This is a genomic window from Desulfobaculum xiamenense (assembly GCF_011927665.1).
Lineage (GTDB): Bacteria > Desulfobacterota > Desulfovibrionia > Desulfovibrionales > Desulfovibrionaceae > Desulfobaculum > Desulfobaculum xiamenense.
Genome location: NZ_JAATJA010000002.1, coordinates 580,695 through 606,775 on the forward strand (window position 1 = coordinate 580,695; position 26,081 = coordinate 606,775).

The window sequence follows — 26,081 nt, forward strand, 5'->3', positions numbered from 1 at the left end:
AAGGGCACCCACGGTTATCGCATGTCGGGGTTCCAAGGGGCCAGCGGCCCCTTGGCCGGCGGAGCCTACGTCTTGCACCTGTCAGTGAACGATACGCCCCGCCACTGCGCCCACGAACGATACGCCCCAGCCACGCCCCGCCACTGCGCCCACGGCGCGGCGATGGCGCGAGGCTTTACGGAGGGCACCGCGATGGGCTATCCCATTGCAATGAAGAACGAAAAACGCATCACGGCATGCACTCTCGACTGTCCGGACACCTGTTCCCTTGCGGTTTCCTGCCGCGAGGACGGGAGTCTGTCGTTCACGGGCAATCCGGATCATCCCTTCACGCGGGGCTTCATCTGCCCGAAGACGGCCCGCTTCTGCGAGCGCCTAACGCATCCGGACCGCATCACGCAGCCGCTGGTGCGCGAGGGGGCGAACTACTGGCCGGTAAGCTGGGACGATGCGTTTCGGCTCATCGCCAAGCGCATCGACCGATTGCGTTCGCGTCCGGAATCCATCCTGCATGTCCGGGGCTACGGCTACCGGGGCGTGCTGGCCGACGCCTCGAAGTGGTTCTTCGGCAAGCTCGGGGCGTCCACGACGTGCGGTTCGCCGTGCGACTCGGCGGGCATGGCCGCTTTCGAGGAGGACTTCGGCGCGCTGGCGCAGAACGATATCCACGATCTGGGGAATGCCGCGCGCATCGTGAACTGGGGCCGCGACCTGTCGCGAAGCTCGGTGCATCTGGCGGCCATCGTGCGCAATGCCCGCAAGGGCGGGGCGAAGGTGCTCAGCATCTCCCCCGGCGGCGACGGCAACGCCGATTTTTCGGACCACATGGTGCGCATCCGTCCGGGGACGGACCGCTTTCTCGCCGCGGCGCTGTGCATGGGCCTCGCGGATGCGGGTGTGGCCGACGAGGTGGCGGACCGCTGTGCGAATTTCGAGGAATTCCGGGGGCTTCTGGCGGGGCTGGACCTTGGGGAACTGCTCGGCGCGTGCGATGTCGCGCCTGAGGACTACGCGCGGCTCCTGCGTTGGTACGCGGCGGACGGTCCCACGGCCACGCTGGTGGGCTGGGGACTCCAGCGCTACCTGAACGGCGGCGAGAACGTGCGCTTCATCGACGCGGTGGCGACGCTGTCGGGGAACATGGGCATTTCCGGCGGGGGGAGCTACTACGGGCATTCGTCCGGACGCAATTTCATCAAATGGGCCGCGCGGGACGTCGCCCCGGCTCCGCGCGCGCTGCCCGTGCACGACATTGGCCGGGCCATTATCGAGGCCGATCCGCCGATCGAGATGATCTGGGTGGACGGTGTGAACCTCATCAACCAGCTTCCTGCGGGCGACGTGACGGCGGAGGCCTTCGGCAGATGCGGATTCGTGGTCGCGGTGGAGGCGTTCTTTACGGACACGGCCCTTCGCGCGGACCTCATCCTGCCCTGCGCCCTCATGGCCGAGCGTGAGGACGTGGTGGGGTCGAGCTTGCATGACTGGGTGAACTGGTCCGCAAAGGTTCTGGACCCCCCGGGCGAGGCGCGCTGCGACTGGGATATCCTCGCGGAACTGGGGAGCAGGCTGGCCGAGCCCATCATCATGCCCGATAGGGAGGAGGCGCTGCGTACGGCGCTGGATTCGCCTGCCTTGCATGCCACGCCGGAGGAACTGCGCGCGGCGGGATTCCTGAAGGCCTCGTGGCCGCAGGTGGCCTTTGAGGGTATGTGTTTCGCGCATCCTGACGGGCTGTGCCGCCTGCCGGACGTCCTGTCTCCAGAGCCGGACGCCCACGCCAAGTACCCCTGCCGTCTGCTGACCCTTGTCAGCCGCAGGGCCATCCACTCGCAGATTCCGGTTGATGAGGACCCGGAAGCTCTGGAGGCGTTTGTTTCGCCAGCCAATCCGTGCGTTGTGGGGCTGGATACGTCCGTCCCTGTCTATGCGGCCACCCCGCGCGGACGGGTGGCGGTGCGGGTGCGCTTCGACGAAACCATTCACCCCTCGGCGGTTATCGTCCGTCGCGGCGGGTGGATGCGCCATGGCCGTAGCCTCAATCCGATCATCGCCCCAATGGAAACGGACCGTGGCGGCGGAACGGCCTACTACAGCCAATGCGTGCGGCTGGAGAATTGACGGGAATGTTGGCGATGGCGGGTTAGACGCGAAGCGACGGGTCGCCCTCGCCGGTCTGCCGTGCGCCAAGTGGGAGGCGGATGATGAAGGTGGCACCCTGCCCCGGCTCCGAGCGGACATGGAACTCGCCGCCGTGGTTCTGGGTGATGATGAAGTAGGAGACGGAAAGCCCGAGCCCCGTGCCAACGCCGGGAGGCTTGGTGGTGTAGAACGGCTCGAAGATGCGTTTCTGGAGTGCCGCGTCCATGCCGGGACCGTTGTCCTGCACCTCGATGACGGCGTGTCCGTTCTCAAGGTAGGTCCGCAGGACAAGGTGGGGCTCGGCTTCGCCGGTGCCGTGCATGGCCATGGCCTGCGTGGCGTTGCGCAGGATGTTCAGCAGCACCTGTTCGATCTCCGTGCGGATGCAGACTACCGACGGCATGTCCTGCGCCATCTCTCGTTCGATGATGATCTTTCGGAAATCGTACTTCTTCTTGAGATCGTAATCGTTGGCGGCGAGTTCGAGCGTATCGTCCACGATGGTCGCGAGGTCGTGCGGGCCCATGCGCGACTCGCTCTTGCGGCTGAAGTCGAGCATGTTGGAGACGATGCGCGCGGCGCGTTTGCCTGCGTCGCGCATGCCGGAAAGCATGCGCAGTATCTTTCGTTTATCGAGGTACTCGCGGACCTTGTCGAGGGAACAGCCCACCTCCTGCGCGGCGACGACATTGGCCGGGATGTCCGGCAGAAGCCGTCGTTCGATATTCTGCACGCCCTGAAGGATGACGCCGAGGGGGTTGTTGATCTCGTGGGCCATGCCTGCGGCCAGTCCGCCGACGGAGAGCATCTTTTCGGTCTGGATCATCATCTCCTCAATGCGCACCCGCTCCGTCACGTCGTCCATCCGTATCACCGCGCCGGACACGCCTTCCGCCATGAGCGGATAGACCGTGACGTCCTCGAAGCGGGTTTCACCATCCTTCTGGTGCGACAGGCGCTGCGTGACGAAGGGCGTTTTCTCGCGGATGGCGCGGGCCACATTGTCCATCTCGCGTCCGAGGCGTGGAAAGACCTCGGTGAGATGTCGGCCCTGCGCGTCGTGCGAGTTCAATCCCGTGGACGCTTGCGCGCGGAGATTCCATTGGCTGACCGTTCCATCGGGATTCACGCTCACGAGAATCGAGGGCATGGAGTCGAACACGTCGGCCAGGAGCCGCTGGAGGCGCAGGGCCTCCTCCTCGGCGCGCCGTCGCTCGGTTATCTCGTTTCGCAGGGCGGCGTTGCGCTCGCGCAGTTCACCGTTCTTGGCGTCGACCTCTCGATAGGTTGCCGAAAGTTCGGCGGACATCTCGTTGAAGGCCTTGCCCAGTTCCCCCACCTCGTCGCTACTTTTCGTCTTGACCCGCAGGTCGAGGTTGCCGCTGCGCATTTCGTTGAGCACGTCGCGAAGCGCGCGGATGGGGTCGATGATCATCCGTGACAGGCTCGCATTGAGCACGACGAGCATGGTGAGCAAAATGGCGAGGAACAGCCCGATGAAGACCTGTCGGGTGCGCAATTCCGCAAGTTCCACGGGGCCGAGGGCGTAGCGGATGGAGATGAATCCGAGCTGCGTGCCGATGATTCGTATCTCGCGCGCGAAGACGAGGGTGCTCTGTCCGCCCCATGTCTCGTTACTGATGACGGCCTTTCCCTCCAGCCCATGCATTTCGTCCGGCGAGAGTGGTGCAATCTGATCGAGGTTGGCTGTGGTGGTGCTGACGAGGGGTGAGCCTTGCGCGTCATGCACCTCGACCTCCAGTACGCCGCGCACGTCGAGCATCCGATGGATGCGCAGTTCCAGCGCCCGAATGCGCCCCTCGAAGAGTTCATTGGATAGCGGCTCCAGATCACGCTGGACGATGGTTTCAAGGAGCAGACGGATGTCGTCGATGGCCTTGGTCATGCGCGTGCGCTGCAAATCAGACAGCACAACCACGGCCACCGCGGCGATGAGCAGGAACGTGGCGATGATGGCCACGTTGAGCTTGTGCTTGAGCGTCCACTGTCCGTTTGCCATGTTACTCCGTTCCTGCCTCGTAAGGCTGGACGATCCGGACGAATTCTGGCCGATTGCCGTTCTGCCGGATAATCACGGCCTGCTTCGATGGATTCCCCTTGTCGTCGAAGGTGATGCGCCCGGTTACGCCGGGGTAGTCTCGCGTGGCGGCCAGAGCGTCGCGGATGGCCGAAGGCTCGCAACTGTTGGCCCTGCGCACCGCATCAGCAAAGAGTCCCACGGCGTCATAGCTGACCATGCTCGCCGGTGTGGCGTCTCCTTCCGTGTCCCCACTTTTTGCAGCATATCGTGCCAGAAAGGCGTGGCTTTCCGGTACGGGGCTGTCCCGGTGCCAGTGGGAGACGAAGTAACCGCGTCCCTTGAAACCCGCTTTGAAGACGGGGTAGTCGTTCAGCGATGACCACCCGTCGCCGCCCACGAAGACCGTATCCAAGCCGAGATTCTGCGCCTGCATGAGGATGAGGGCCGTATCACGCGAGTATCCCGGGAGAAATGCGATATCGGGGCGCAACTCCCGCATCGACAGGAGAAACCCACTGAAGTCAGTTGTGTCGAGAAGATATTCGCCACGCTGCACAACGTGCCCGCCTCCGGACTCGAAGCGTTTGATGAACGCAGCGGCGAGCCCGGGGCTGTAGGTGGTGCTGATATTGGTCAGTACGGATACGGAGCGCGCCTTCAGATCTTCCAGCGCGAAGGCGGCGATGACGCGTCCCTGGAAGGAATCGACGTATCCGGCGCGAAATATGTAGTCGCCGGCCTCGGTTACCGCGTCTGCCGTTGAGGCGGCAGCGATCATCGGCACGCGTGCCCGCTGCAACACCTTTCCCATGGCTTGCGCGTGGGCGCTCCAGAACGGTCCCACCACGCAGCACACGCCATCGGCCACGGCCTGCGCCGCAGCCGCGCTGGAACCAAGGGATGAGCTTGCGTTGTCGTATTCGAGCAACACAACATTGCGCCCAAGCAATCCGCCACGTTCGTTGATCTCGTTAACGGCGTAACGGACCATTCGATAGTTGTGAATGTTCGCCTTGGCAGCCAACCCGGTCTTGGCGAAAACGGCACCGAGGAGAATCGGCTCTGCGCAGAAGGCCGTGCCGGAATGCGCCAGAAGTAGCGCCATGGTGAGGATAAGGAGCGCGCGGATCATGTCGTTCATCCCCTTGCCCAATGATTCCCGGTTCACGGACCGCCCTGACGGGCTACGTTGGTGCGTTCCGTTCATCCATCATTCACGATGGCAACTCGGATGCCGAAAGCACGACGCATTCGAAGGTCATTTTCCCTCCGAATGCACCGTCTTCACGAACACCGTATCCTCGCCGACGATTTGCAGGATGAAGGCATCCTTGCGCGGATTGCGTTGCTCATCGAAACTGAACGTCCCCGTCGCTCCGCGAAAGCCATTCGTTGCGGCCAGCGCGTCGCGAATGCGCCTTGGCTCCGCACTGCCCGCCGCGCGCACGGCGGCGGCGAAAAGCTGTAAGGCATCATAGGCCAGCACATTCCCAGGAGATAATTCGGCCAGAACATCCGCCCCCGCCGCGCGCGAGAATTCTTCGACGAATGCGCGGCTCTCTGGGGTGGGTGCGTCCCTGTGCCAGTGCGTGACGTAATAGATGCTCGTCGAATTGCTCCATCCCAGAGGCATCCTGTTCATTGGCGACCACGAGTCCCCACCGAGGAAGGTCACCGCCAGATTCATGGAGCGGGCCTGCGTGATAGCCTGCCCCGTATCGTGCGGATACCCGGGAATGAAAACCACCTCCGCCTCGCGACGCACGACGTTTGCGAAAATTTCCTCGAAATTGCGTTCATCCGTCAGATACTCGGCCTGATAGACCACGTCCCCACCGAGACCTGTGAAGGCTCGCTCGAATTCGGACGCGAGGCTCACGCTGTAGGCATTGCTGACGTTTACCAGCACTGCGGCGCGCTTGAAATGCAGATCCCGCCACGCGAATTCCGCCGCGCACACGCCTTGGAAGTCATCCAGGAAGCACGCCCGAAAGATGAAGTCGCCCACCTTGGTCACCTCCGGAGCCGTGGCGGTGGTGGCCATCATGGGAATGCCCGCTTTCTGCAACACCTGCGCAGCGGCAAGAGCATGTGAACTCCACGACGGTCCGATAACGAACGTCGCCCCCTGCGCCACGGCCGCCTCGGCAGCGGTTTTGGATGCGACGGTAATGCTCTTGTTGTCGAATTCCAGCAGTTCGACGGGCCTGCCAAGCAGCCCCCCATCGGCGTTGATTCGCTCCACCCCGAAACGCAGTACGTCGAAGCTCAAGGCGTTGCTGAGCGATGCCTCGCCGGTGGCCGCGAATATGGCCGCCACACGTATAGGCTCACTCGCATGGGCGACGCCCATGGAGAGGCATAGCAGTACTGCGGCAAGCCGGACCATCATGCGCATGCGACTTCTCCCTGCATTGCCGGAACGTCCGTGGCATGCCCGAAACGACACGCCGGAACCTCGGCAGGAAAAGGACTCTCCGTCTATTCTCACATTGGCAGAGGATGCCCGCCGAGGCAAGCGCGCGAGATGGCCCTCGACAAAAAGGCCCCCGCCGCCGACCTTGCGGGCCGACGGCGGGGCGGTTGGATGGGATGGACAGAGGTGTCTAGAACGGTTTGGTAATGGTGAGCACGCCCATGTCGCCCTTGGTGCAGTCCACGGCTTCGAATTCGTGGAGATAGCGCAGGCTCGCCTGCACGCCGAGGGTTTCGAACATGTAGCTGATTTCCGGGCCGACGGCGTAGGCCCTGTCGTGCACGTCGCGGTCCCACGTGGCACCGCTGCCGGAATCGTCCGTGACCTGCCAGTGGCAGTATCCGGCCAGCCCGACCTCAAGTGGGCCGAACTGCTTGCCGAGGCCCCATTCGAAGTGGAAGTCGTTGCCGTAGGTCACGTCCGTGGAGGTGTTCTCCGTGTGTACCTCGTAGCGCGGCAGGATGGAGAAGGACCACGTGCGCGCCTCGTCGAGGTACGCCGTGACGCCAAGCGAGAACATGTGCGTCCAGAAGTTCTTGCCCGGCGAGGCCGGATGCGAGCTGGACCAGTCGCCCGTGGGCAGGAACAGCTCGTAGCTGAAGGCCACGTCGAAGCGGTCCGTGTGCCACGCCAGCAGAACCGGCGTGAGGTCGATATCGCCGAGGCCGGAGCGCGTGTCGGCGTCGATGACGCTGTTGTCGAGGTGGGTGTACTTGAACGGAATGACGGCCTGCACGCCGTAGTCCGCGCCGAGCACCTTGTACCCGGTGATCCAGATGGGGCGCAGCGCCAGCGCGATGACGTCCACGTCAGGGTTGATGTCCACGCGGTTTCCGTCACGGTCGTTGACGCGGTCGGCGTTGTAGGCTGCCACATAGGTGCGCAGATAGTAGCCCGGCGGCGGCACGCTGGCGCATTTGATGCCTTCGAGTCCGTTGACGTAGTGCCCGTCGGCGGCAAATGCCGGTCCGACGGCGGCGAGAAGCAGGGCCAGCCCGAGAAGCAGTCGTTTCATGGCATACTCCGGATGCTGCGCGGAAAGTTCCGCGGAAGAGGGCCGACGCGGGCAGCGCCGCGTCGGCCCGTTGTTCGCTAGACGACCTTCAGCGCCGCGCCCATCTTGTCGGCCACGAATCCGAGGCCGAGCTTCTTCAGATGGCTTTTCTTGGGAATGCCGGTCTCGCGCTCCCAGCCGCGTTCGTCGTAGTAGGCGTCGAGAATTTTATTGAACTTCTCGGCGTCGATGGGCGGCAGCGGGATGGGGCCGACGGGATGCTGACCCGGGCAGGCCTCGTTCAGGCACTTCCAGTTGGGCTGGTCATCCTCGCGGCGGCAGCCGCGCATGACGATGGTTGCCCGCTCGATCTGGTTGGAACGCTCGAAGATGGTGAACAGCTCGTCCACCGTGTACTTGATGCCGGTGGCGTAGTAGATGGCCTTGCACAACTGGTCGTACATGTAGTCCAGCGCCTCGCCGCTGTCGTGCCAGAAGGCGAGGTGCCCGAAGTTGAACTTGCAGATGCCGAGGCTGTCCGACAGGAAGAACATGTTCTCGTAGTAGCGCACCAGCCGGGCCTTGGCCTGCGGATGGTAGGAGCGCACGTCGCCAGCTTCCGCGTATCCGGCCACCTTGACCGCCACCGGGGGGATGTTGACCCATTCCGCCGTGGGCAGACCGTTGAGATGGTGCGAACCGCGCGGAGACACCGCGAACTGGAGCATGGAGCCGATGGTGGAGCGCGTTTCCACGCCCGTGGCGCACATGCCCTTCTGGTGGTAGCAGGACTTCAGCGCCTCGGGTCCGATGCGCTTGCACACGCGCCACGGCCCGTCCGCCAGCTGATCGCCCACGCCCTTTCTGAAGACCACCATCGGCATCATCTCGACCATGGCGTCCGCATTGCCGAACTGCATGTCGATGCCGTCGAGGTACTCCTTGTCGATGATTCGGCGCTCCATCAGCTCCATCAGCGTGGAGAACAGCGCGCCGCATTCCACGGTGTCCAGACCATAGTCGTTGCACATGGAATTGAGCTTGAGCACGGCCTTGTCGTCGCCGACGTCGCACTTGTGGCCAAGCGCCGTGGTGGTTTCGTACTCGGGACCACCGCCGCGCGTGGGGTACTTGCCGTCCTTCACGGCGTAGGCCGCGTGGCAGTGCACGGGACAGGTGAAGCAGGCTTCACGCCGGGTGCCGTGCTCGGTGCTCCACGCGCGCACCAGTCTGTCGAACTTCGGGTCGATGCCGCAGCGCTGCCAGTTGCGGATGGGCACCATGCCGGTGGTGCCGATGAGGTTGGTGATGCCCGGCGTGCCCCACTTGGACATGATCTGATACGTGGCGCTGTGGGCCTTGCCGAACTCGGGATTCATGAGGTCGTCGCGAAGCTGCTTGGTGACCTCGTAGAATTCCTTGGGCTTGAACAGCTTGACCGGCTTGGTGCCCTTGGCCACCACGGCCTTGAGGTTCTTGGAGCCGAACACCGCGCCCAGACCGCAGCGGCCCATGGAGTTGGTGGTCTCTGTGCGCACGTTGGCGAAGCGCACGAGGTTTTCGCCGCCCTGACCGATGCACAGGAGCTTGGTCGGCTCGCCATGGCGGGCGATCAGTTCGGCCTGCGTGTCGATGGTGCCCTTGCCCCACAGATCATCGGCGGGGAGGATGCTCACGGTGTCGTTCTCGACGTAGAGATACACGGGGCGCTTCGCACGGCCCGAGATGACCACCATGTCGAAGCCGCAGCGCTTGAGCGCGGGACCGAAATGCCCGCCGCAGTTGGAGTCGCCCCAGCCGGAGTAGTTCATGGGCGACAGGAAGCACGCATGGGTGCGCCCGGAGCTGGGAAAGGTCGTCCCGCTCAAGGGACCGGTGCCGATGTAGATGCGATTTTCGGGCGACAGCGGCTCCGTGCGGGCCACGTCCACTTCGCTGAACAGCAGGTAGTGCGCGAGGCACCGCCCGCCAAGCCAATCCTTATAATATTTCCGCGCGTCCTCGTAGGCGACGGATTCGTCCGTCAGGTCGATGCGCAGGATCGTCCCCATGTTTCCGTACACGTCCTTGTTCATGTCCGAGTCTCCCTGCGTTGGCGGTTAGAGCTTGTGGAAGGTGATGGCCTGCGTGGGGCACCAGGCGACACACTGGGGATCACCGCCGCACAGGTCGCACTTGATGGCCGTGCCGGTGGCTTCGCTCACGTGGATCATGCCGTACTGGCAGGCCTCGGCGCAGGTTCCGCAGCCCACGCACTTCTTCTCGTCCACCACGCGCGCGCCGGTCTTCGGGTCCACGAAGATGGCGTTCTCGGGGCAGGCGTCGAGACATTCGGGCGATTCGCACTGCCGACAGAATTCGTTTTCGGAAAATTCGGCGAAGGTGGCCCGCGCCAGCGGCTGCGGCCAGCCCGGCGCGTTGGCGGACAGCGCGCTCACGCCGATGAAGTCCAGCACGGGCTTCATGGTGAAGCTGTTGCGGTGCGAGGTCGGGTCCGCGTGGCCCTCGTGGAACTGCGCGCAGGCGATTTCGCAGTAGGCGCAGCCCGCACACTTGGCCGTATCGAACCGCAGTTCGTACATTGGGCCGGGAAGCTGGGCCTCATCGCCACCCGGACGTGCGGCAAAGGCCAGTGAACCGGTACTCTTCAGATAGACGAGTCCGGCCGCGAAACCACCGGCCGCCCGGCCGGCGGTCAGCAGGAATCCACGGCGCGACAGGCCTTTTTCGCCAGTTTTCGGTGTCTCGTTGCGGGAGTTCTTCATCCGTTCCTCCTTGGCGGGTCTCTTGCGTTTTCGGGCAGATACATCTCCGCGCGACACTTTACTTATTGGAAGAACCATGCCAGCCCCACCATGTGCCACTCCACCCCCGTCAGTAGCCAATTTTCTGGAGCCTTCGGCATACGGTCGCCAACGCGCGACTATGCCATTCGGAATGGCCGAACGCCGCGAGAATCGCAGAACGCTCGGTGTGGCGGGGCGATTGGGGAGTATTCCAAAGGGAATGGCATGCCTGCGGTTATGGCTGGGTGGGCGGGGTGCTGTGGAACTGTGTGCGGGGCGTGTCGCGGTGGTGCGGTGTGCGGGGCGTATCGTTCATGGACGCATGCAAGACGTAGGCTCTGCCGGCCAAGGGGCCGCTGGCCCCCTGGACCCCCGACATGCGACAGGCCGTCTGCCCTTGGCGGGCCGTACGGCTTTTAGCGACGAAGCCCTATTGAGGATTGTCAAGGAAATCATTTCCTTGACTGGGGTCCGGGGCAAAGCCCCGGCCGCCGGAGGCCATATCTCCGCGCCGCAGGCCTAGTCGTGGGTGGCGGTTCGGCGTTTGAGGCGCTTGCTGAGTGCCGGTTGCGAGATGCCGAGCAGGGTGCAGGCGAGGGTCTGCTTGCCGCCTGCGCGGCGCATGGCTTCGTCGATGAGTTGGTCCGCTGCTTCGGAGAGGGTGGGCAGGCGTTCGGGGAAGGCGATGGTCGGCGGCTGGCCGGAATTGTCCGCAGCGGAGCACTGGGGCATGGGGCTTGGGGCGATGCGGCGGCGAAACGGCAGCATGGGGAGCTGGGGGCCGGTGGTGTTGCTGACGGCATCGACGATCATGGATTCCAGCTCGCGGACGTTGCCGGGGAAGTCGTGCGAGGCGAGCAGGGCGTGGAGCTGTGGGGGGACGCGCGGCACATCGTGCCCGAGGGCGCGTGCGGCCTTGCGCAGAAAGTGCTCGGCCAGCGTGGGGAGGTCGTCCTTGCGCTCGCGAAGCGGGGGCAGGTGGATGGTGTGGATGCACAGGCGGTAGAAGAGGTCGTCGCGGAAGCGCCCCGAGTCGCGCAGGGATTCGAGGTCGCGGTGCGTGGCGGCGACGACGCGGGCCTCGGCGGGCTTGGGCATGTCCGCGCCGAGGGGCGTGAACTCGCGCTCCTGAATGAGGCGCAACAGCTTGACCTGCGAGGCGGGGGAGAGGTCGCCGATTTCGTCGAGGAAGAGGGTGCCGCCCGCCGCGTTCTCGACGAGGCCGCGCCGTGCGTTCTGCGCGCCGGTGAAGGCTCCGCGCACGTGGCCGAAGAGTGTGTCGCTGAAGACGGTGTCGTCCAGCCCAGCCACGTTGATCGGGACGAATGGGCCGCTGGCGGCGCTGGCGGCGTGCACGGCGCGGGCGACGAGTTCCTTGCCGGTGCCGGACTCGCCGGTGATGAGCACGGGCTGGCGGGAGTCCGCGATGGCCTCGATGTATTTGAAGATGCGCAGCATGCGCGGGTTGTCTGTGATGATGTGCCCGAAGAGGTCGGGCCGCGCGGGGGTGTCGCGCAGGAAGCCGCTACGCAGGGAGGAGTTCTCGCGCCGCAGGCGGTGCATCTCCAGCGCCCGCGCCACGGTGGCGAAAAGGCGGTTTCCGTCCACGGGCTTGACCAGATAGTCGAAGGCTCCGGCCTGCATGCAGGTGACGGCGCTGTCTACGGTGTCGATGCCGGTGATGACGACGACTTCGGTCTCCGGGTGGGCGGCGCGGATGCGTTCGAGGAGTTCCTCGCCGGTGACGAAGGGCATGACGAGGTCGAGGAGCACCACGTCCGCCGGAGCCTTGGCCAGCAGGTCCATGACAGCGCGACTGTCCTCGCAGCGGTCGATGCCCTGCATGCCCTGCGAGGCGAGGGAGAGTTCGAAGCTGTCGATGGTGGACGGCTCGTCGTCCACGATGAGGATGGCGCGGTGGTCGCTTGGCATGGGCTACTCCTCGGGGGGCATGAGGGGCAGGGTGAGGGCGGCCACGGTTCCCCTGCCGGGTTCGGAGGTGAATTCCAGCGTTCCGTCGTGTTCCTGCACGATCTTCTGCGAGACGGAGAGGCCGAGCCCCGTGCCGCCGATGTCGCGCTTGGTGGTGAAGAAGGGGTCCATGATGTGCTGCATGTCCTGCTGCGTTATGCCCGTGCCCTCGTCGCGCACGAGGACGGTGACCCTCGCTGGATCGGCGAGGGTGATTGCCTCCACAGCCACGGAGTGGGACTTGTCCGGCAGGGCCTCGCAGGCGTTCTGCACGAGGTTGATGATGACCTGCTCGATTTTCTGGTAGTTGCCGCGCACGCGGGGTCGCGTCTTTTCGAAGGCGATGGAGAAGTGGTCTGTGGATTTGCGAATCTGGTTACCGAGCAGGTTCAGCGAGTGCTTGATGACCGAATTGACGTGCACGGTCTGGCTCATGTCCGTTGAGTCGTGGCGGGCGTAGTCCTTGAGGTCCTGCACGATGCGTTTGATGCGTGCGGAGCCTTCGAGGACGCTGTCGAAGAGTCCGGGGATGCGGGTGCGGGCGTGGGAGTAGCGCAGGCCGCCGATGAGGAAGTCTCCGTGTTCCTCGTGGTAGCGCTCCAGTACGGGGGCGGCGTCGTGCCACATGCGCGAGAGGAGCTGCGTGTTGAGCATGATGTAGTTGTTGGGATTGTTCACCTCGTGCGCCACGCCGGAGACGAGGATGCCAAGCGAAACCATCTTGCCCGCGTGGATGAGCTGCTCGTGCTTGAGCCGCGCCTCGCGTTCGGCGAGGGATTTCTCGGTGATGTCGCGGCAGGTGATGAGTACTGTGCCGTTCTGAATGTTCACGCGCTTCACGTTGACCATGAGCTCGTGCGGGCCGCCCTGCCTGTCGGTGAGGGACAGCTCGATGTTGCGGATTTCGCCGCGCGCCTCCAGCTCTGCGAGGTCGAAGAAGCCGCGCCCCAGAAGCTCGTGGATGTTGCCGAGCCACCACACCTCCTCCTCGGTGAGGCAGAACACGCCTTCCACGCTGGGGCTGACGTAGTGAAAGTTGCCGTCGTCGTCGGTGATGAACACGGCGTCGGAGATGCTGGCCAGCGTGATGCGGTGGAGTTCCTCGGAGTATTGCAGGGCCTGCACCCACTGCCGATAGTCCGTGATGTTCTTGTAGCTTATGACCATGCCCACCTGTGTGCCGCTCGATTCCTTGAGCTTGGTGGCGGTGACGGCGCAGGCCACGCGTTCGCCGGTGGCGGAGATGCACTCCGTCTCGTAGTCCACGCGGTTGCGGCCCTTGAGGCGGGTGGCGGCTCGGCAGCGCTTGCGGTCGCAGTTCTCGCAGGGAAATATCTCGAAGCACTTACGCGCGTGGACCTCTTCGGCGCGGTAGCCGGAGAGTTCCAGAAAGGCCCGGTTGATCTTGAGGATGTTCTTGTGTGAGTCGGTGACGATGAGCCCGTCGGTGGAGGTTTCAAAGACCTGATTGAGTTCGAGGTCCGCCCGTTCGAGGTCAGCCTCTACCTGCGCCCGGTAGGAGCGCTCGTCCTTGAGCAGGTCGTGGGAGCTGTGCAGTTCGCGGGTGCGCGCTTCGAGGATGTGCTCCATGCGGTCGAAGAGGATGGTCCGCTCGCGTTCTTTGCGTAGCTCGTCGGTGATGTCGCGCACGGTGGCGACGACGTAGTCCGTGTCGTTGATGGACACGGCCTTGAGGAAGACCTCGGTGTCGGTGAGGGTGCCGTCGCCGCGCAGGTCCTTCCAGTAGAAGCGCTGGGGCGCACCCTTTAGGGCCGCCTGTATCTTCTCGTGGGCCATGCCGACGGATTCGCGGCCGTTTGGCTGAAAGGGCGGGGCGAACTTCTCCGGGGAATAGCCGATGATGTCGCCTTTTTCGCATTTCCAGATGCGGCAGGCGCTCTGGTTGCATTTCGTGAAGGTTTCCTGCATGAGCAGGATGCCGTCGGCCATGCCTTCAAGCACGGCGCGGTAGATGACGAGTTCGCGCTCAAGGTCTTCGCCCGTGTCGCGCAGGGCGGCATTTTCCTGTTCGAGCCGGGCAATCCTGTCTGTGAGTGCCCGGATTTCGCCTGCGGGGTCCATCGCGGTGCCTCCGGTAGCGGTTGGGAAACATGATTCCCATACATCCTGAATGGATGTAAGCGCAAGCAGGCTGACACTTTTCATGCTTTGACACCGGGGAGACTGTGGTGTGGGGATGAGGCTGGCGTGCCGCGTGCCGCGCCCCCCGTGCGGTCGGTCCGGGAAATTTTCGAAGGAATGCGGCCGTGTGCGCGTGGGGAATTTCCGCAACACACCGGCATGACGGCACTCCCCCCCCGACGGCCCAGCCGGGAACCTCTGGCGCTTGGCGTTTGTTGCCGACGGCGTTTTCTGGTACCCCCTACGCGTACACCAACCCGAACGACCCCAACCCGTCAGGGATACGCATACCCATGTCCGATTTCGTCCATTTGCATTGCCATACCGAATACAGTCTGCTTGACGGCGCCATCCGCCTCGGCGACCTGTGCTCCAAGGCCATCGAGTACGGCATGCCTTCCGTCGCGGTCACCGATCACGGCAACATGTTCGCGGCGGCCAAATTCTACCTTGAAGCCAAGAAGCAGGGCGTGAAGCCTATCATCGGCTCCGAGGTCTATGTCTCGCGTGGCCCGCACACTAACTTCGAGGGCGAGGACGCCAAGAAGCGCTTCCATCTGGTGCTTCTGGCCCAGAACCTTGTGGGCTACCACAATCTCGCCAAGATCGTGTCCGAAGGCTACCTGCGCGGTTTCTACTACAAGCCGCGCGTCAGCCGCGAAATCCTCAAGCGCTACAGCGAGGGCATCGTCGCCCTGTCCGCCTGCCTTCAGGGCGAGGTGGTGCAGGACGTGCTGAACGAGGGCATGGACAAGGCCATTGTCACCGCCCGCGAGTACGAGGCCATTTTCCCCGGACGCTTCTACATCGAATTGCAGGCCAACGGCCTGAAGGAGCAGGATCAGGCCAACGTCCTGCTGCGCGAGCTTGCCGCACACACCAATCTGCCGCTGGTGGCCACCAACGACTGCCACTACCTCACCGCGGCGGACCACGAGGCCCACGACATCCTCCTGTGCGTGCAGACCAACGCCTGCGTGGACGACGCCAAGCGTTTCCGCATCGGCACGGATAAGCTGTACTTCCGGCCGCCGTCGGAGATGGAGGCCGCCTTCGCCGATTGCCCCGAGGCCATCGAGAACACGGCCCGCATCGCCGAGCAGTGCAACGTCGAAATCCGCATGGGCAAGTACTTCTTCCCGGTCTATGACGTGCCGCCGGGCAAGAGCCTTGACGACCAGATGTGCGACATGGCCCGCGACGGCCTGCGCGAACGCCTGAAGAACATGCCCTACAAGGTGGACGAGAAGGTCTACTGGGACCGCCTCGAAATGGAGCTTGGCGTCATCACCGAGATGGGCTTTCCGGGCTATTTTCTCATCGTGCAGGACTTCATCAACTGGGCCAAGCGCAACAGGATTCCCGTGGGGCCGGGCCGCGGATCGGCGGCAGGCTCCATCGTGGCCTACTCCCTGCGCATCACCAACCTCGATCCGCTGCCGTACAATCTGCTGTTCGAACGCTTCCTGAACATCGAACGCGTGTCCATGCCCGATATCGACGTGGACTTCTGCGAACGCAGGCGCACGGAAGTCATCAAGTACGTTGGCGAGAAGTACGGCGCGAACGCCGTGGCGCAGATCACCACCTTCGGCACCATGAAGGCCAAGGCCGTGGTGCGCGACGTGGGCCGCGCGCTGGGCATCGCCTTCCCCGAGGTCAACGAGATAGCCAAGCTTATCCCCGAAGACCTCAAGATGACCATCGACAAGGCCTTGGAGATGGAGCCGGAGCTGCGCGAGCGCATGAAGGCCGATCCGCGTATCGCCAAGCTCATCGACATTTCGCGCCGTCTGGAGGGCCTGCATCGGCATGCGTCCACCCACGCGGCGGGCGTGGTCATCTCCGACGGGCCCATGTGGGACTACCTGCCCCTGTATACCGGGAAGAAGGGCGAAACAGTCGCCCAGTACGACATGAAGCACGTGGAGAAGGTCGGCCTCGTCAAGTTCGACTTCCTCGGCCTGCGGACCATGACCGTGATCCAGGATACGGTGGACATCATCGCCGAGCGCGGCAAGGAACCGCCGAACCTCGACACGCTGGCCCTCGACGATCCCGAGACTTTCGACCTCTACTCCCGTGGCGACACGGATGGCATCTTCCAGGTGGAATCCGACGGCATGCGCAAGTACCTGCGCATGCTCAAGCCGAGCTGCTTCGAGGACATCATCGCCATGCTCGCCCTCTACCGGCCGGGACCGCTCAGCTCTGGCATGGTCGAGGAATTCATTAAGCGCAAGCACGGCGAGGTGCCCGTGGTGTACCCGCTGCCGCAGCTGGAGCCGGTACTCAAGGATACCTACGGCGTCATCGTGTACCAGGAACAGGTCATGAAGATCGCGCAGGTGGTGGCGGGCTACTCCCTTGGTAGCGCAGACCTGCTGCGTCGCGCCATGGGCAAGAAGAACGCCGAGGCCATGGCCGAGCAGCGCGCATTCTTCAACGAGGGCGCGGCCAAACTCGGCGTGGACGCCGCCAAGGCAACGGAAATCTTCGACTTGATGGAGATGTTCGCCGCGTACGGCTTCAACAAGTCGCACTCGGCGGCCTACGCGCTCATCTCGTACCATACCGCCTACCTCAAGGTGCACTATCCCACGGAATTCATGGCCGCCATGATCACGTCGGAAGTGAGCAACACCGACAAGGTGCTCAAGTACATCGCCGCCTGCCGCGATCTCGAGATCGAGGTGCTGCCGCCGGACGTGAACAGTTCGCACCGCCACTTCACCGTGCCTGCCGACGGCCAGATTCGCTACGGTCTGGCGGGCGTGAAGAACGTCGGCGACGAGGCCATCCGCGAGATCGTGGACGCCCGCGCCGAGAAGGGGCCGTTCAAGAGCATGCTCGACCTGTGCGAGCGCGTGAACCTGCGCAAGGTCACCAAGCGCGTGCTGGAGCATCTCATCAAGGCCGGTGCCATGGACGGTTTCGGCGTGGTCCGCGCCGCGATGTTCGACGCGCTGGACCGCGTGGTGGCGCTGGCCCAGAAGAAGGCCAAGGACAAGAATTCCGGCCAGATGTCGCTTATGGCCGCGGCGGGCATGAGCATGCCGAGCCTGCCCGGAACCGGCATCGGTACGGACGGCCCGCCCATCGAGGAGTGGCCGGACGACGAGAAGCTGCGCTTCGAGAAGGAGTCCCTCGGCTTCTACCTGTCGAGCCATCCGCTGTTGTCCTTCCGTCACGAGCTGGCGCGCATGCGCCTGCCGAGCCTCGTGCAGGTGGCGGACTACGCTGCAGGCGCGGAGGTACGCACGGCCATTCTCGTCACCGCCCGTAAGGAGATTATCACCCAGAAGGGCGGCAAGATGGCCTTCTGCGAGGTGGAGGACCTCACCGGCTCGGGCGAGGCGGTCATGTTCCCCGAGGCCTACGCCAAGTATCGCGAGATTCTGGACATGGACCAGCCGCTGTTGTTCATCGGCAAGGTCAGCGATCGCGACGGCGGCCCGCAGGAAGAGGAGGGCGTGCCCAAGCGGGCCAAGCTCATCACCGAGGAACTCAAGATTCTGGCCGACGCACTGGCGGGCAATCAGGAACCGGTGCTGCTGGTGATGGAGGCCGATACGCTCGACGAGGGCGGCCGCGCACGGCTCAAGGACGTTCTGGCACGGCATACGGGCAAGATCCCCGTGCAGATGTTGGTGCGTGTGGACGACTGCGAGTGCAAGCTCCAGCTCGGGCCCCGCTACAGCGTGACGCCGACCCGCGAATTCTGGAAGGACGTGGAATCGCTCTAGCCGGGCAGCCTGTGCGGCCGGGGTGGATGGTTTCGCATAACACGATACGTTGAGGTTTTTTCGAGAGATGACGATGCAGAAGAAGGGCAAGTGGCGGCTGACGGTACGCCGCGATTTCGCCGCGGCGCACCAGCTGCGGCACTACGAGGGCAAATGCGAACGCATGCACGGCCACAATTTCAATGTCGAGGCGCAGGTGGAGGGCGACACCCTCACTCCGGATACGGAACTGCTCATCGACTTCAAGGTGCTCAAGACCATGCTCGGCGAGATTCTCGGCGGTCTGGACCACTGTCACCTGAACGAACTGCCCCAGTTCGCCGAGCATAATCCGTCCTCGGAGAATCTGGCCCGCTACATCTATCATGAACTCGCGGCGCGGCTGGCGGACACGGGAGTGTCCGTGCACAGCGTGACCGTGAGCGAGAAGCCCGCCCAGTCGGCCACCTACTTCGAGGAGTAGCCGTGCGTCTGCATCTTCAGCGCGTGCGAGGCGCGCGGGTGGACGTGGACGGGCGCACCGTTGGCGAGATCGGCCCGGGGCTTCTGGTTCTGGCCGGTTTCGGGCGTGACGATGCGCCGGAGCTTCCTACCACGCGCACGTGGGAGACCATGCTCGGCAAGATGCTCGATCTGCGGGTGTTTCCCGACGCGGACGACCGCCTGAATCTGTCGCTTCGCGACTTCGGCGGGGAGGTGCTGGTGGTCTCGCAGTTCACGCTCTACGCCGATTGTCGCAAGGGCCGCAGACCGTCGTTCCACCTTGCCGCCGACGGGAAAAATGCCATAGAATTGTACGAGCGGCTGGTGTCCGATCTGGAGGCCATGCTCCCCGGACGTGTGCGCCAAGGCGAGTTCGGCGCGATGATGGACGTGTCGCTCACGAACTGGGGACCGGTTACGGTGTTGCTCGATAGCGTGGATTTTTGAGGCAAGGCGGCGCATCGCGGGGCGAACCACGATGCAAGATGCTGGAACTTCACGAGGAAAGGCGGTATGTCAGGGACTCCGGAAGCGGAGCGATGCGCGCGGACTTCCATCCCGGTCGACCATCGAACAGCGAGAGCGATGCCCATGGCGTACTACCTGCTGCACCACTTCGACCCGACGTTCGACTATCTCAATCTGAAGCCGAGGCAGCTGTCGGGCGGCCATGTTGATTTCTACAACCTCGGCTACGTGCAGAACGTGCGCCGGGGGGACGTGCTGGCGGAGTGGAAGCTGTGGCCGCCCGAGGTCGACGACGGCACCATCAAGTGCGTCTACGACGAAAAGCTCTTTCCGGCTGGCCCGAACACCTGTCTCGACCCGGACAATCCGGACAGGCTGCTCGCTGCGGCCGATGGCTACGTCTTCTATCTGGACGGCTTCATCACGGTGAAGCGGACCCTGAATGTCCGCCGCGATGTGGACTTCCACACCGGAAACATTTTCTTTCGCGGCAACGTGGTGGTGCATGGCAGCGTGCGCTCCGGCTTCGAGGTGCGCGGCGTCAACGTGATGGTCAAGGACATCGTCGAGGGTGCCGATGTGCGCGCCGAGGATTCCGTGGTTGTCGAGTCCGGCATCAAGGGCGGCGGCAAGGCCGAGGTCCGCGCCGAGCGCAACATCCGTGCGCCTTTCGCGGAGAACGCCCGCCTGCTCGCGGGGCGCAGCCTGCTCATCGACGGGGCCTGCATGCATTGCGATGTCTATTCCGGCCATAAGCTCGCCGTGAAGGGCATGCTGGTGGGCGGCCGGGCTGTCAGTTCGCGGTTGATCTTCGTTGGCGAGCAGCTCGGCGGCGGGCTGTCCACCGAGACGAATCTCATCCTCGGCTACGACGCGGTGACGCTCTACAAGGCGCATCTGTTGAGTACCCGCATCCGGGAGCTCACCGCGCAGCTCGACGAGAACCGCTCCCGGCTGGAGCGGCACCCCGAGTTGCGCAAGGAATTCTTTCCCATCATCTCGCGCGACGAGGAACGCTTGGCCCTGTTCAAGGATCGCCACAACGAGTTGTGGAAGAGCATCCACAAGGTCAAGGATCTCGAAAACTGCGCGGTGGTCGTGCCGGGACGCGTCCGCCCCGGCGTCGAGGTCACCATCGGCGAGGCCCGCCTCGTGGTGGATGACTATCTCGAAAATGTCCGCTTCCAGTATCGCGACTACGAAGTCGTCATCGAGTCACCAGCTTTGAGAAAGTAAGGATTTCCACTGAATGGATATCGGCACTCTGCTTGGACTTCTGTCCGGATTCGGACTCATCGTCGGGTCGATCATGTTCGGCGGCGGCGGCCTTGGCGGCTTCATCGACGTGCCCTCCGTGCTCATCGTCGTTGGCGGCACCATGGCCACGGCTTTCATCATGTTCCCCATGAAGATTGTCTTCGGCTCCTTCAAGGTGGCCATGAAGGCCTTCTTCGCCCACGACACCGACGCCGCGTCCCTGATCAACCAGGTCGTCATGCTGGCCGAGAAGGCCCGCAAGGAATCGCTGGTGGCCCTCGAAAAGGCTCCCGTGGACGATCCCTTCATCCGCAAGGGCATCCTGCTCGTGGCCGACGGCACTGAGGAATCCCTCGTGCGCGCGGTCATGGACACCGAAATCTCCTTCATGAAGCAGCGCCACCGGCAGGGCCAGGGCGTGTTCAAGGGCATGGGCACCATGGCTCCGGCCTTCGGCATGATCGGCACGCTCGTCGGTCTGGTGAAGATGCTCCAGAACCTGTCGGACCCCGCGGCCATCGGCCCGGCCATGGCCGTCGCGCTCCTGACCACCCTCTACGGCGCGGTGCTGGCCAACGTGGTCTTCCTGCCGCTGGCCAAGAAGCTGGAGGAGCGCTCGCAGGAGGAGTCCCTGTACATGGAGATTGCCATGGAGGGTGTCATTTCCATCCTGCACGGCGAGCACCCCCAGATCGTTCGCGAGAAGCTGCTGGCGTTCCTCGCTCCGGCGCTTCGGGGCGACAAGTAGGCGGAGGGTCGCATGGGCGAGCAGATTCAGATTCCCAAGCGCAAGGACGACGGGCCGGAGGTTCAGGAAGGTCTGCCAGAATGGATGGCGACCTTCGCGGACATGATGACCCTGCTGTTGTGCTTCTTCGTGCTGCTCTTGTCCTTCGCCAATCAGGACCTCGCCAACTTCCGCACGCTCATGGGCTCCATCCGCGACGCCTTCGGCGTGCAGAAGGAGCGTCCGCAGGCCACGTTCGCCGCCTATTCCCCCACGCGCCTCGAAAGTAAGGGCGTGAAGCTCAATCAGGACCAGCGCGTGGTGCTGGACCTGACCATGCAGTTGCGCGCGCTGGTGGAGGACGACACGGAACTCAAGCGCTCCGCCGGCGTCACCGCCGAGCGTGAAGGCGTGCTGGTGCGCGTGGAATCGGCGTATCTCTTCGATCAGGGCAAGGCCTCGCTGCGGCCCGGCTCCGAGAAGATGCTGGAGAACGTCCTCAAGATTCTCAAGGAATACAATTTCAACTGCGTGATTCGCGGACATACCGATGACCGCGAGGAGGGCGGCTCTCTCTATCCGTCCAACTGGGAGCTGTCGTCGGCGCGCGCGGCGGCCGCCCTGCGCTGGCTGGTGGAGAAGGGCGGCATCGAGGCCCGCAGGCTCAAGGCCGTGGGCTACGCCGGAACCCGTCCCCTCGTGCCCAACGATCGCGCCGAGGACCGCACACGCAATCGCCGCGTGGAATTTCTCCTGCACAGGCCCGAAACCGAAACCTGGTAGCCCCCATGCCCGAACTCGCTTCCTCCTACACCGCCGAACCTGTCATGGAGGGCGGCGATGTCGCCGACATCCGCGTGACCCGCGCCGACGGGCGCAGCTTCGCCCTGTTCGGGCGCGGTGCGCGGGAGATGGAATCTCGCGCGGCGGCGGCCTTCGATCCCGCCTCGGGCAGGCTGCCCGTGCTGCTTGGCAGCGGCCTCGGGCTGGCTCTCGAACGTCTGCTTGCGGTGTGTGACGGACCCGTGGCCGTGGTGGACAAGGAGCGGCCCATCCTCGCGCACACGGGGCTTCGCGAACGCTATGCTGGCAATCCCCGCGTGACGTGGATCGACGCGCCCGACGCCGAGGGTGCGCTTCGCGAACTGACCGTCTGGCAGATGGACAACGGCGGGCGGGCCTTCGAGCCTGTGCAGCTTTCGGCCTACCGCCGGCTGGACCGCGAGCACTACACCGCCGTGGCCGAGAAGCTCGCCGCCAGCGGACGCTACGATTTCTGGGCGCGGGCGGCCTATCCCAAGTTCCGCTCGTGGCCGCCGCGTGTGCTCTACATCACCAGCGAGTACTTCCTTGTGGGCGAGCTGGTGCGCGCCAGCGAGCGCCTCGGCACGCCGCACCGCTTTCTGAACATCGGCTCCAAGGAGACGGGCTGCACCGAGTTCGTGGAGCAGTTGCTCACGGCGGTGGTCGAGTTTCGGCCGGATTTTGTGTTCACCATCAACCACCTCGGCGTGGACCGCGAGGGCGTGCTGGTGGACCTGCTGGAACGCCTGCGCCTGCCGCTGGCCTCGTGGTTCGTGGACAATCCTCACCTCATCCTCTACCTGTACCGCCGCCTCGTCAGCGACTGGACGGCCATCTTCACGTGGGACGCGGATAACGTGGAGTCCCTGCGCGAGCTCGGCTTTTCGCATGTGCACTACCTGCCACTGGCCACGGACGCCACGCGTTTCGTGCCGCCCGCCCGCGTTCCGGCCGCGCATCCGTGGCGCTCGCGGGTGTCCTTCGTGGGCAACTCCATGATCTACAAGGTGGGGCACCGCATGAAGGCCGGGCATTTCCCGCGCGAGCTGCTGGTCAGCTACCGCGAGGTGGCCGCCGGGTTCGGAGACAGCGCCGAGCGAAGCGTCAGCGCCTATCTGCGCGCCGCGCACCCGGAGCTTGTGGGGGCCTTCGAGGGGCTTGAAACCAGTGAGCGCAGACTCAGCTACGAGACCATGATCACCTGGGAGGCGACCCGCCAGTATCGCCGCGCCTGCGTGGAAGCCACGCTGCCGTATTCGCCGCTCATCGCGGGCGACAAGGGGTGGCGATCCACCCTGCCCGGCGAGGGGCGCGACTGGCGCTGGCATCGCGAACTCAACTACTACGAGGAACTGCCGGGCTTCTATCCGCTTTCCGAGATCAATTTCAACTGCACGAGCAAGCAGATGAAGGGCGCGGTGAACCAGCGCGTGTTCGACGTGCCCGCCTGCGGTGCCTTCGTGCTCACGGACAGCCGCGCCCAGATGGACGACCTGTTCGAGCCGGGGCGCGAGATCGCGTCCTACGCCGACCCCGCCGAGGCAGGAGAGCTGATCCGTCATTACCTCGGTCATCCGCAGGAGCGGGCGCGCATCGTCACCGCGGCGCGTCGGCGCATCCTTGCCGAGCATACCTACGAGCATCGCCTCGAAGCGCTCTTCAAAACCATGCGCGACATCTTCGGCCGGGACGGGCATGACTGACGCGCGTCCCATCCTCGTGCTCCAGACCCTGCGCATGGGGGATCTCATCCTGTCTTTTCCCCTGTGTCTGTGGCTCATGCGGGCCTATCCGGGCCATCCGGTGTGGGTGGCGGCTGAGGAGATGTTCTTTCGCGACCTCATGCCCATCGGCCCGCAGGTGGTCTACTTTTCATGGAACGAGGCGAGTTTCGCGCGTCTGCGGCAGGAGCGCTTCCACCTCGTCGTCAACCTGAGTCACGACGATCGCGCCGCGAAACTGGCCGGGGAGCTTCGCTCCGACGAGACCATCGGCCCGGTGCGTATGCCGGACGGCACGCGCTACATTCGCGGCGCGTGGCAGCTCTACCGCGCAAGTCTTGTGGGCGGGAATAGGCACAATCTCTTCCACTGGGCGGACCTCAACGCCCTCGACGTCGTGCCCCCGTCGCTCATGGCCGCCACGGGCTGGCCGCAACCGCGCATCCTTTCGGGGGCCGCGCGGCGCAATGTGGGCCTTTTTCTTGGGGCCAGCGACGAGGCCAAGCGGCCGGACGCGACCTTCTGGGCCGAACTGGGTCGGCAGCTTCTGCGGCGCGGGCTGCGGCCCATGCTTTTCGGCGGGCCCAAGGAAGTCGAACTTGCGCGGGAGGTGGCAGCAGGCCTGCCCGGCGACATCTTGAACCTTGCCGGGCGGCTGAACCTCGCGGAATTTGCGGCCACGGGGCAGGCCGTGGAGCTTCTGGTCACACCGGACACCGGTCCCATGCATCTGGCCGCGTGGACCGGCCTGCACACTCTCAATCTGTCCATGGGCAACGTGAATTGCCGGGAGACAGGGCCCTACCAGCCTGGGCACCATGTCCTGCGTGCGAGGCTCAGTTGCTCCGGCTGCTGGTCGTGCTCGCGCGGGGGGGCGCAGTGTCGCGCGAACGTGCGACCCGCCGCCGTGTCCTATGTTGTCTCGCGGCTGGTGTCGGAGGGGGCTGGGCGTCTCGCACGGGCGGGCGTGCCGGGCCTTGCGCTGGAAGAGACGGGGCGTGACGCCCATGGGCTGTACGATTCGACACCGCTGGAGCCGCCGCGCGAGGCCACGGCTCGCGAGCTGCTCGACCGCTTCTGGCAGGCCTTCTGGGCTGCGCGCTTTGGCCTGTGGGACCGTCGTCCGGCCGAGAGCGCCTATGCTGCCCTCGCCGAGTCCCATCCCCGCCTGCGCGAGCGCATGGCCGCCGCCGTTGCGGAGTTCGGGCGCGATCTGAAGCCCGCGCTGCGCAAGGGCGCGCAGGCCTTCGATCCCGGATTCTGGAAGTCTTCCGTCCCTGCCATCCAGCCCCTGCGCAGCTGGTGCCAGATGCATCTGTCCAACAGCGACTGGTCGGCACCGGCGCTTCGCGACTGCCTCGCCGCAGCCGAGGAGCTGGTGGCGCTGGACGAGGCGCTGCGCTAGCGGATTGCGCCTTGCCCCACGGGGCGTTGCCGTTGCAGAATGGGCGCGTATCCAATGGGCCTCAAGGAGAGAGCGCATGACCGAATCCCCCCGCATTTCGGCGATCATCGTCGATGACGAGCCGCCCGCGCGCGACGAGCTCGCCTACATGCTGTCTCGTTTTGAGGACGTGCAGATCGTGGCCGAGGCCGCGTCGGCGTCTTCCGCGCTGGTCGCCATTGCCGAGCACGAGCCGGACGTGGTGTTTCTCGACATCGAGATGCCCGGACGCAATGGTTTTCACGTCGTGGCCGAGACGCTGGACATGGACGATCCGCCACTGTTCGTCTTTGCCACGGCCTTCGACCAGTATGCCATCCGCGCCTTCGAGGCCAACGCTGTGGACTATCTGCTCAAGCCCGTTTCCGAGGAGCGCTTGCAGGGCTGCGTGGAGCGGCTACGCCAGCGGCTGGCCGGGCGTGGCGGCCGGGGGGCCGAGGTGCGGCGTGATCTTGAGCGCGTGCTCGAAGGCATGGGTATGTCCGCCCAGCTTACCCGCGTGGCCGTGGAGCAGGGCGGGCGCGTTGTGCTGCTCGCCCCGGAGGACGTGGTCCTTGTGCGGGCCGAGGGCAAGAAGGTCATGGCCTACACCCATCGCGCCAGCGCTCCCTGCCATGGGGGCATGACCCTCGATAGGCTGGAGTCGCGCCTTGCGCGGCATCCGTTTTTTCGAGCCAATCGCGGTGCGCTGGTGAACCTGTCCCACGTGCGCGAGTTTTCGCCGTGGTTCCACGGCAAGTATAACATTGTGCTCGACGACGCCGAGGGGACCGAAGTCACGGTGAGCCGCTCGCGCGTGGGCGGATTCAAGGAGCGCCTCGGCCTGTAGCCCACGGGAAGTGCCGTGCTGCCGAGGGCTTGGCCGCCCTGTTGCGGTGC

Annotated in this window: 18 protein-coding genes; 10 read left to right on the top strand and 8 right to left on the bottom strand. The window is 64.6% G+C overall.

Annotated elements, in window-relative coordinates; genetic code table 11:
• Nucleotides 1-192 precede the first annotated feature (192 nt).
• Nucleotides 193-2,121, top strand: coding sequence for a molybdopterin-dependent oxidoreductase (locus GGQ74_RS10505; protein ID WP_245168230.1), 1,929 nt, complete (start codon nucleotides 193-195; stop codon nucleotides 2,119-2,121).
• A 22-nt stretch (nucleotides 2,122-2,143) separates the two neighbouring features.
• Here GGQ74_RS10505 and GGQ74_RS10510 read toward each other — a convergent pair whose 3' ends face one another.
• From GGQ74_RS10510 to GGQ74_RS10545, 8 genes are all read right to left on the bottom strand, one after another.
• Complete coding sequence (locus GGQ74_RS10510) at nucleotides 2,144-4,162, bottom strand: ATP-binding protein (RefSeq protein WP_167941506.1); 2,019 nt, start codon at nucleotides 4,160-4,162, stop codon at nucleotides 2,144-2,146.
• A 1-nt stretch (nucleotide 4,163) separates the two neighbouring features.
• Complete coding sequence (locus tag GGQ74_RS10515; RefSeq protein WP_167941507.1) at nucleotides 4,164-5,315, bottom strand: ABC transporter substrate-binding protein; 1,152 nt, start codon at nucleotides 5,313-5,315, stop codon at nucleotides 4,164-4,166.
• Nucleotides 5,316-5,441: 126 nt separating this feature from the next.
• Complete coding sequence (locus GGQ74_RS10520) at nucleotides 5,442-6,581, bottom strand: ABC transporter substrate-binding protein (protein WP_167941508.1); 1,140 nt, start codon at nucleotides 6,579-6,581, stop codon at nucleotides 5,442-5,444.
• A 208-nt stretch (nucleotides 6,582-6,789) separates the two neighbouring features.
• Nucleotides 6,790-7,674, bottom strand: a complete 885-nt coding sequence (locus GGQ74_RS10525; RefSeq protein WP_167941509.1) for a SphA family protein — start codon at nucleotides 7,672-7,674, stop codon at nucleotides 6,790-6,792.
• A 77-nt stretch (nucleotides 7,675-7,751) separates the two neighbouring features.
• The gene (locus tag GGQ74_RS10530) at nucleotides 7,752-9,728 is read right to left on the bottom strand and encodes an aldehyde ferredoxin oxidoreductase family protein (protein ID WP_167941510.1); all 1,977 of its coding nucleotides are present in this window, start codon (nucleotides 9,726-9,728) and stop codon (nucleotides 7,752-7,754) included.
• Between the two features lie 24 nt (nucleotides 9,729-9,752).
• Nucleotides 9,753-10,418 carry a 4Fe-4S dicluster domain-containing protein gene (locus GGQ74_RS10535; protein WP_167941511.1) on the bottom strand — a complete coding sequence of 222 codons (666 nt, stop codon included), beginning with the start codon at nucleotides 10,416-10,418 and terminating at the stop codon, nucleotides 9,753-9,755.
• A 540-nt stretch (nucleotides 10,419-10,958) separates the two neighbouring features.
• Nucleotides 10,959-12,371 carry a sigma-54-dependent transcriptional regulator gene (locus GGQ74_RS10540; protein ID WP_167941512.1) on the bottom strand — a complete coding sequence of 471 codons (1,413 nt, stop codon included), beginning with the start codon at nucleotides 12,369-12,371 and terminating at the stop codon, nucleotides 10,959-10,961.
• 3 nt (nucleotides 12,372-12,374) lie between these two features.
• The gene (locus GGQ74_RS10545; protein ID WP_167941513.1) at nucleotides 12,375-14,492 is read right to left on the bottom strand and encodes a PAS domain S-box protein; all 2,118 of its coding nucleotides are present in this window, start codon (nucleotides 14,490-14,492) and stop codon (nucleotides 12,375-12,377) included.
• A gap of 353 nt (nucleotides 14,493-14,845) precedes the next feature.
• Between GGQ74_RS10545 and dnaE the strand changes: the two genes are divergently transcribed.
• From dnaE to GGQ74_RS10590, 9 genes are all read left to right on the top strand, one after another.
• Nucleotides 14,846-18,298 carry a DNA polymerase III subunit alpha gene (gene dnaE, locus GGQ74_RS10550; protein WP_167941514.1) on the top strand — a complete coding sequence of 1,151 codons (3,453 nt, stop codon included), beginning with the start codon at nucleotides 14,846-14,848 and terminating at the stop codon, nucleotides 18,296-18,298.
• A gap of 73 nt (nucleotides 18,299-18,371) precedes the next feature.
• On the top strand, nucleotides 18,372-18,761 hold the full coding sequence (gene queD, locus GGQ74_RS10555) for a 6-carboxytetrahydropterin synthase QueD (RefSeq protein ID WP_167941515.1): 390 nt from the start codon (nucleotides 18,372-18,374) through the stop codon (nucleotides 18,759-18,761).
• Between the two features lie 2 nt (nucleotides 18,762-18,763).
• Nucleotides 18,764-19,228, top strand: a complete 465-nt coding sequence (gene dtd, locus GGQ74_RS10560; protein WP_167941516.1) for a D-aminoacyl-tRNA deacylase — start codon at nucleotides 18,764-18,766, stop codon at nucleotides 19,226-19,228.
• 144 nt (nucleotides 19,229-19,372) lie between these two features.
• Nucleotides 19,373-20,485 carry a flagellar assembly protein A gene (locus GGQ74_RS10565; RefSeq protein WP_167941517.1) on the top strand — a complete coding sequence of 371 codons (1,113 nt, stop codon included), beginning with the start codon at nucleotides 19,373-19,375 and terminating at the stop codon, nucleotides 20,483-20,485.
• Nucleotides 20,486-20,498: 13 nt separating this feature from the next.
• The gene (locus tag GGQ74_RS10570; RefSeq protein WP_167941518.1) at nucleotides 20,499-21,254 is read left to right on the top strand and encodes a motility protein A; all 756 of its coding nucleotides are present in this window, start codon (nucleotides 20,499-20,501) and stop codon (nucleotides 21,252-21,254) included.
• Between the two features lie 12 nt (nucleotides 21,255-21,266).
• Nucleotides 21,267-22,016 (top strand): OmpA/MotB family protein, encoded by a 750-nt coding sequence (locus GGQ74_RS10575; protein ID WP_167941519.1) that lies wholly within the window; start codon nucleotides 21,267-21,269, stop codon nucleotides 22,014-22,016.
• 5 nt (nucleotides 22,017-22,021) lie between these two features.
• Nucleotides 22,022-23,740, top strand: a complete 1,719-nt coding sequence (locus GGQ74_RS10580; protein WP_209280152.1) for a CgeB family protein — start codon at nucleotides 22,022-22,024, stop codon at nucleotides 23,738-23,740.
• Complete coding sequence (locus GGQ74_RS10585; protein WP_167941520.1) at nucleotides 23,733-25,163, top strand: glycosyltransferase family 9 protein; 1,431 nt, start codon at nucleotides 23,733-23,735, stop codon at nucleotides 25,161-25,163. The genes GGQ74_RS10580 and GGQ74_RS10585 overlap by 8 nt, the downstream gene beginning before the upstream one ends.
• A gap of 76 nt (nucleotides 25,164-25,239) precedes the next feature.
• Nucleotides 25,240-26,031 carry a LytR/AlgR family response regulator transcription factor gene (locus tag GGQ74_RS10590; RefSeq protein WP_167941521.1) on the top strand — a complete coding sequence of 264 codons (792 nt, stop codon included), beginning with the start codon at nucleotides 25,240-25,242 and terminating at the stop codon, nucleotides 26,029-26,031.
• Nucleotides 26,032-26,081: the final 50 nt, after the last annotated feature.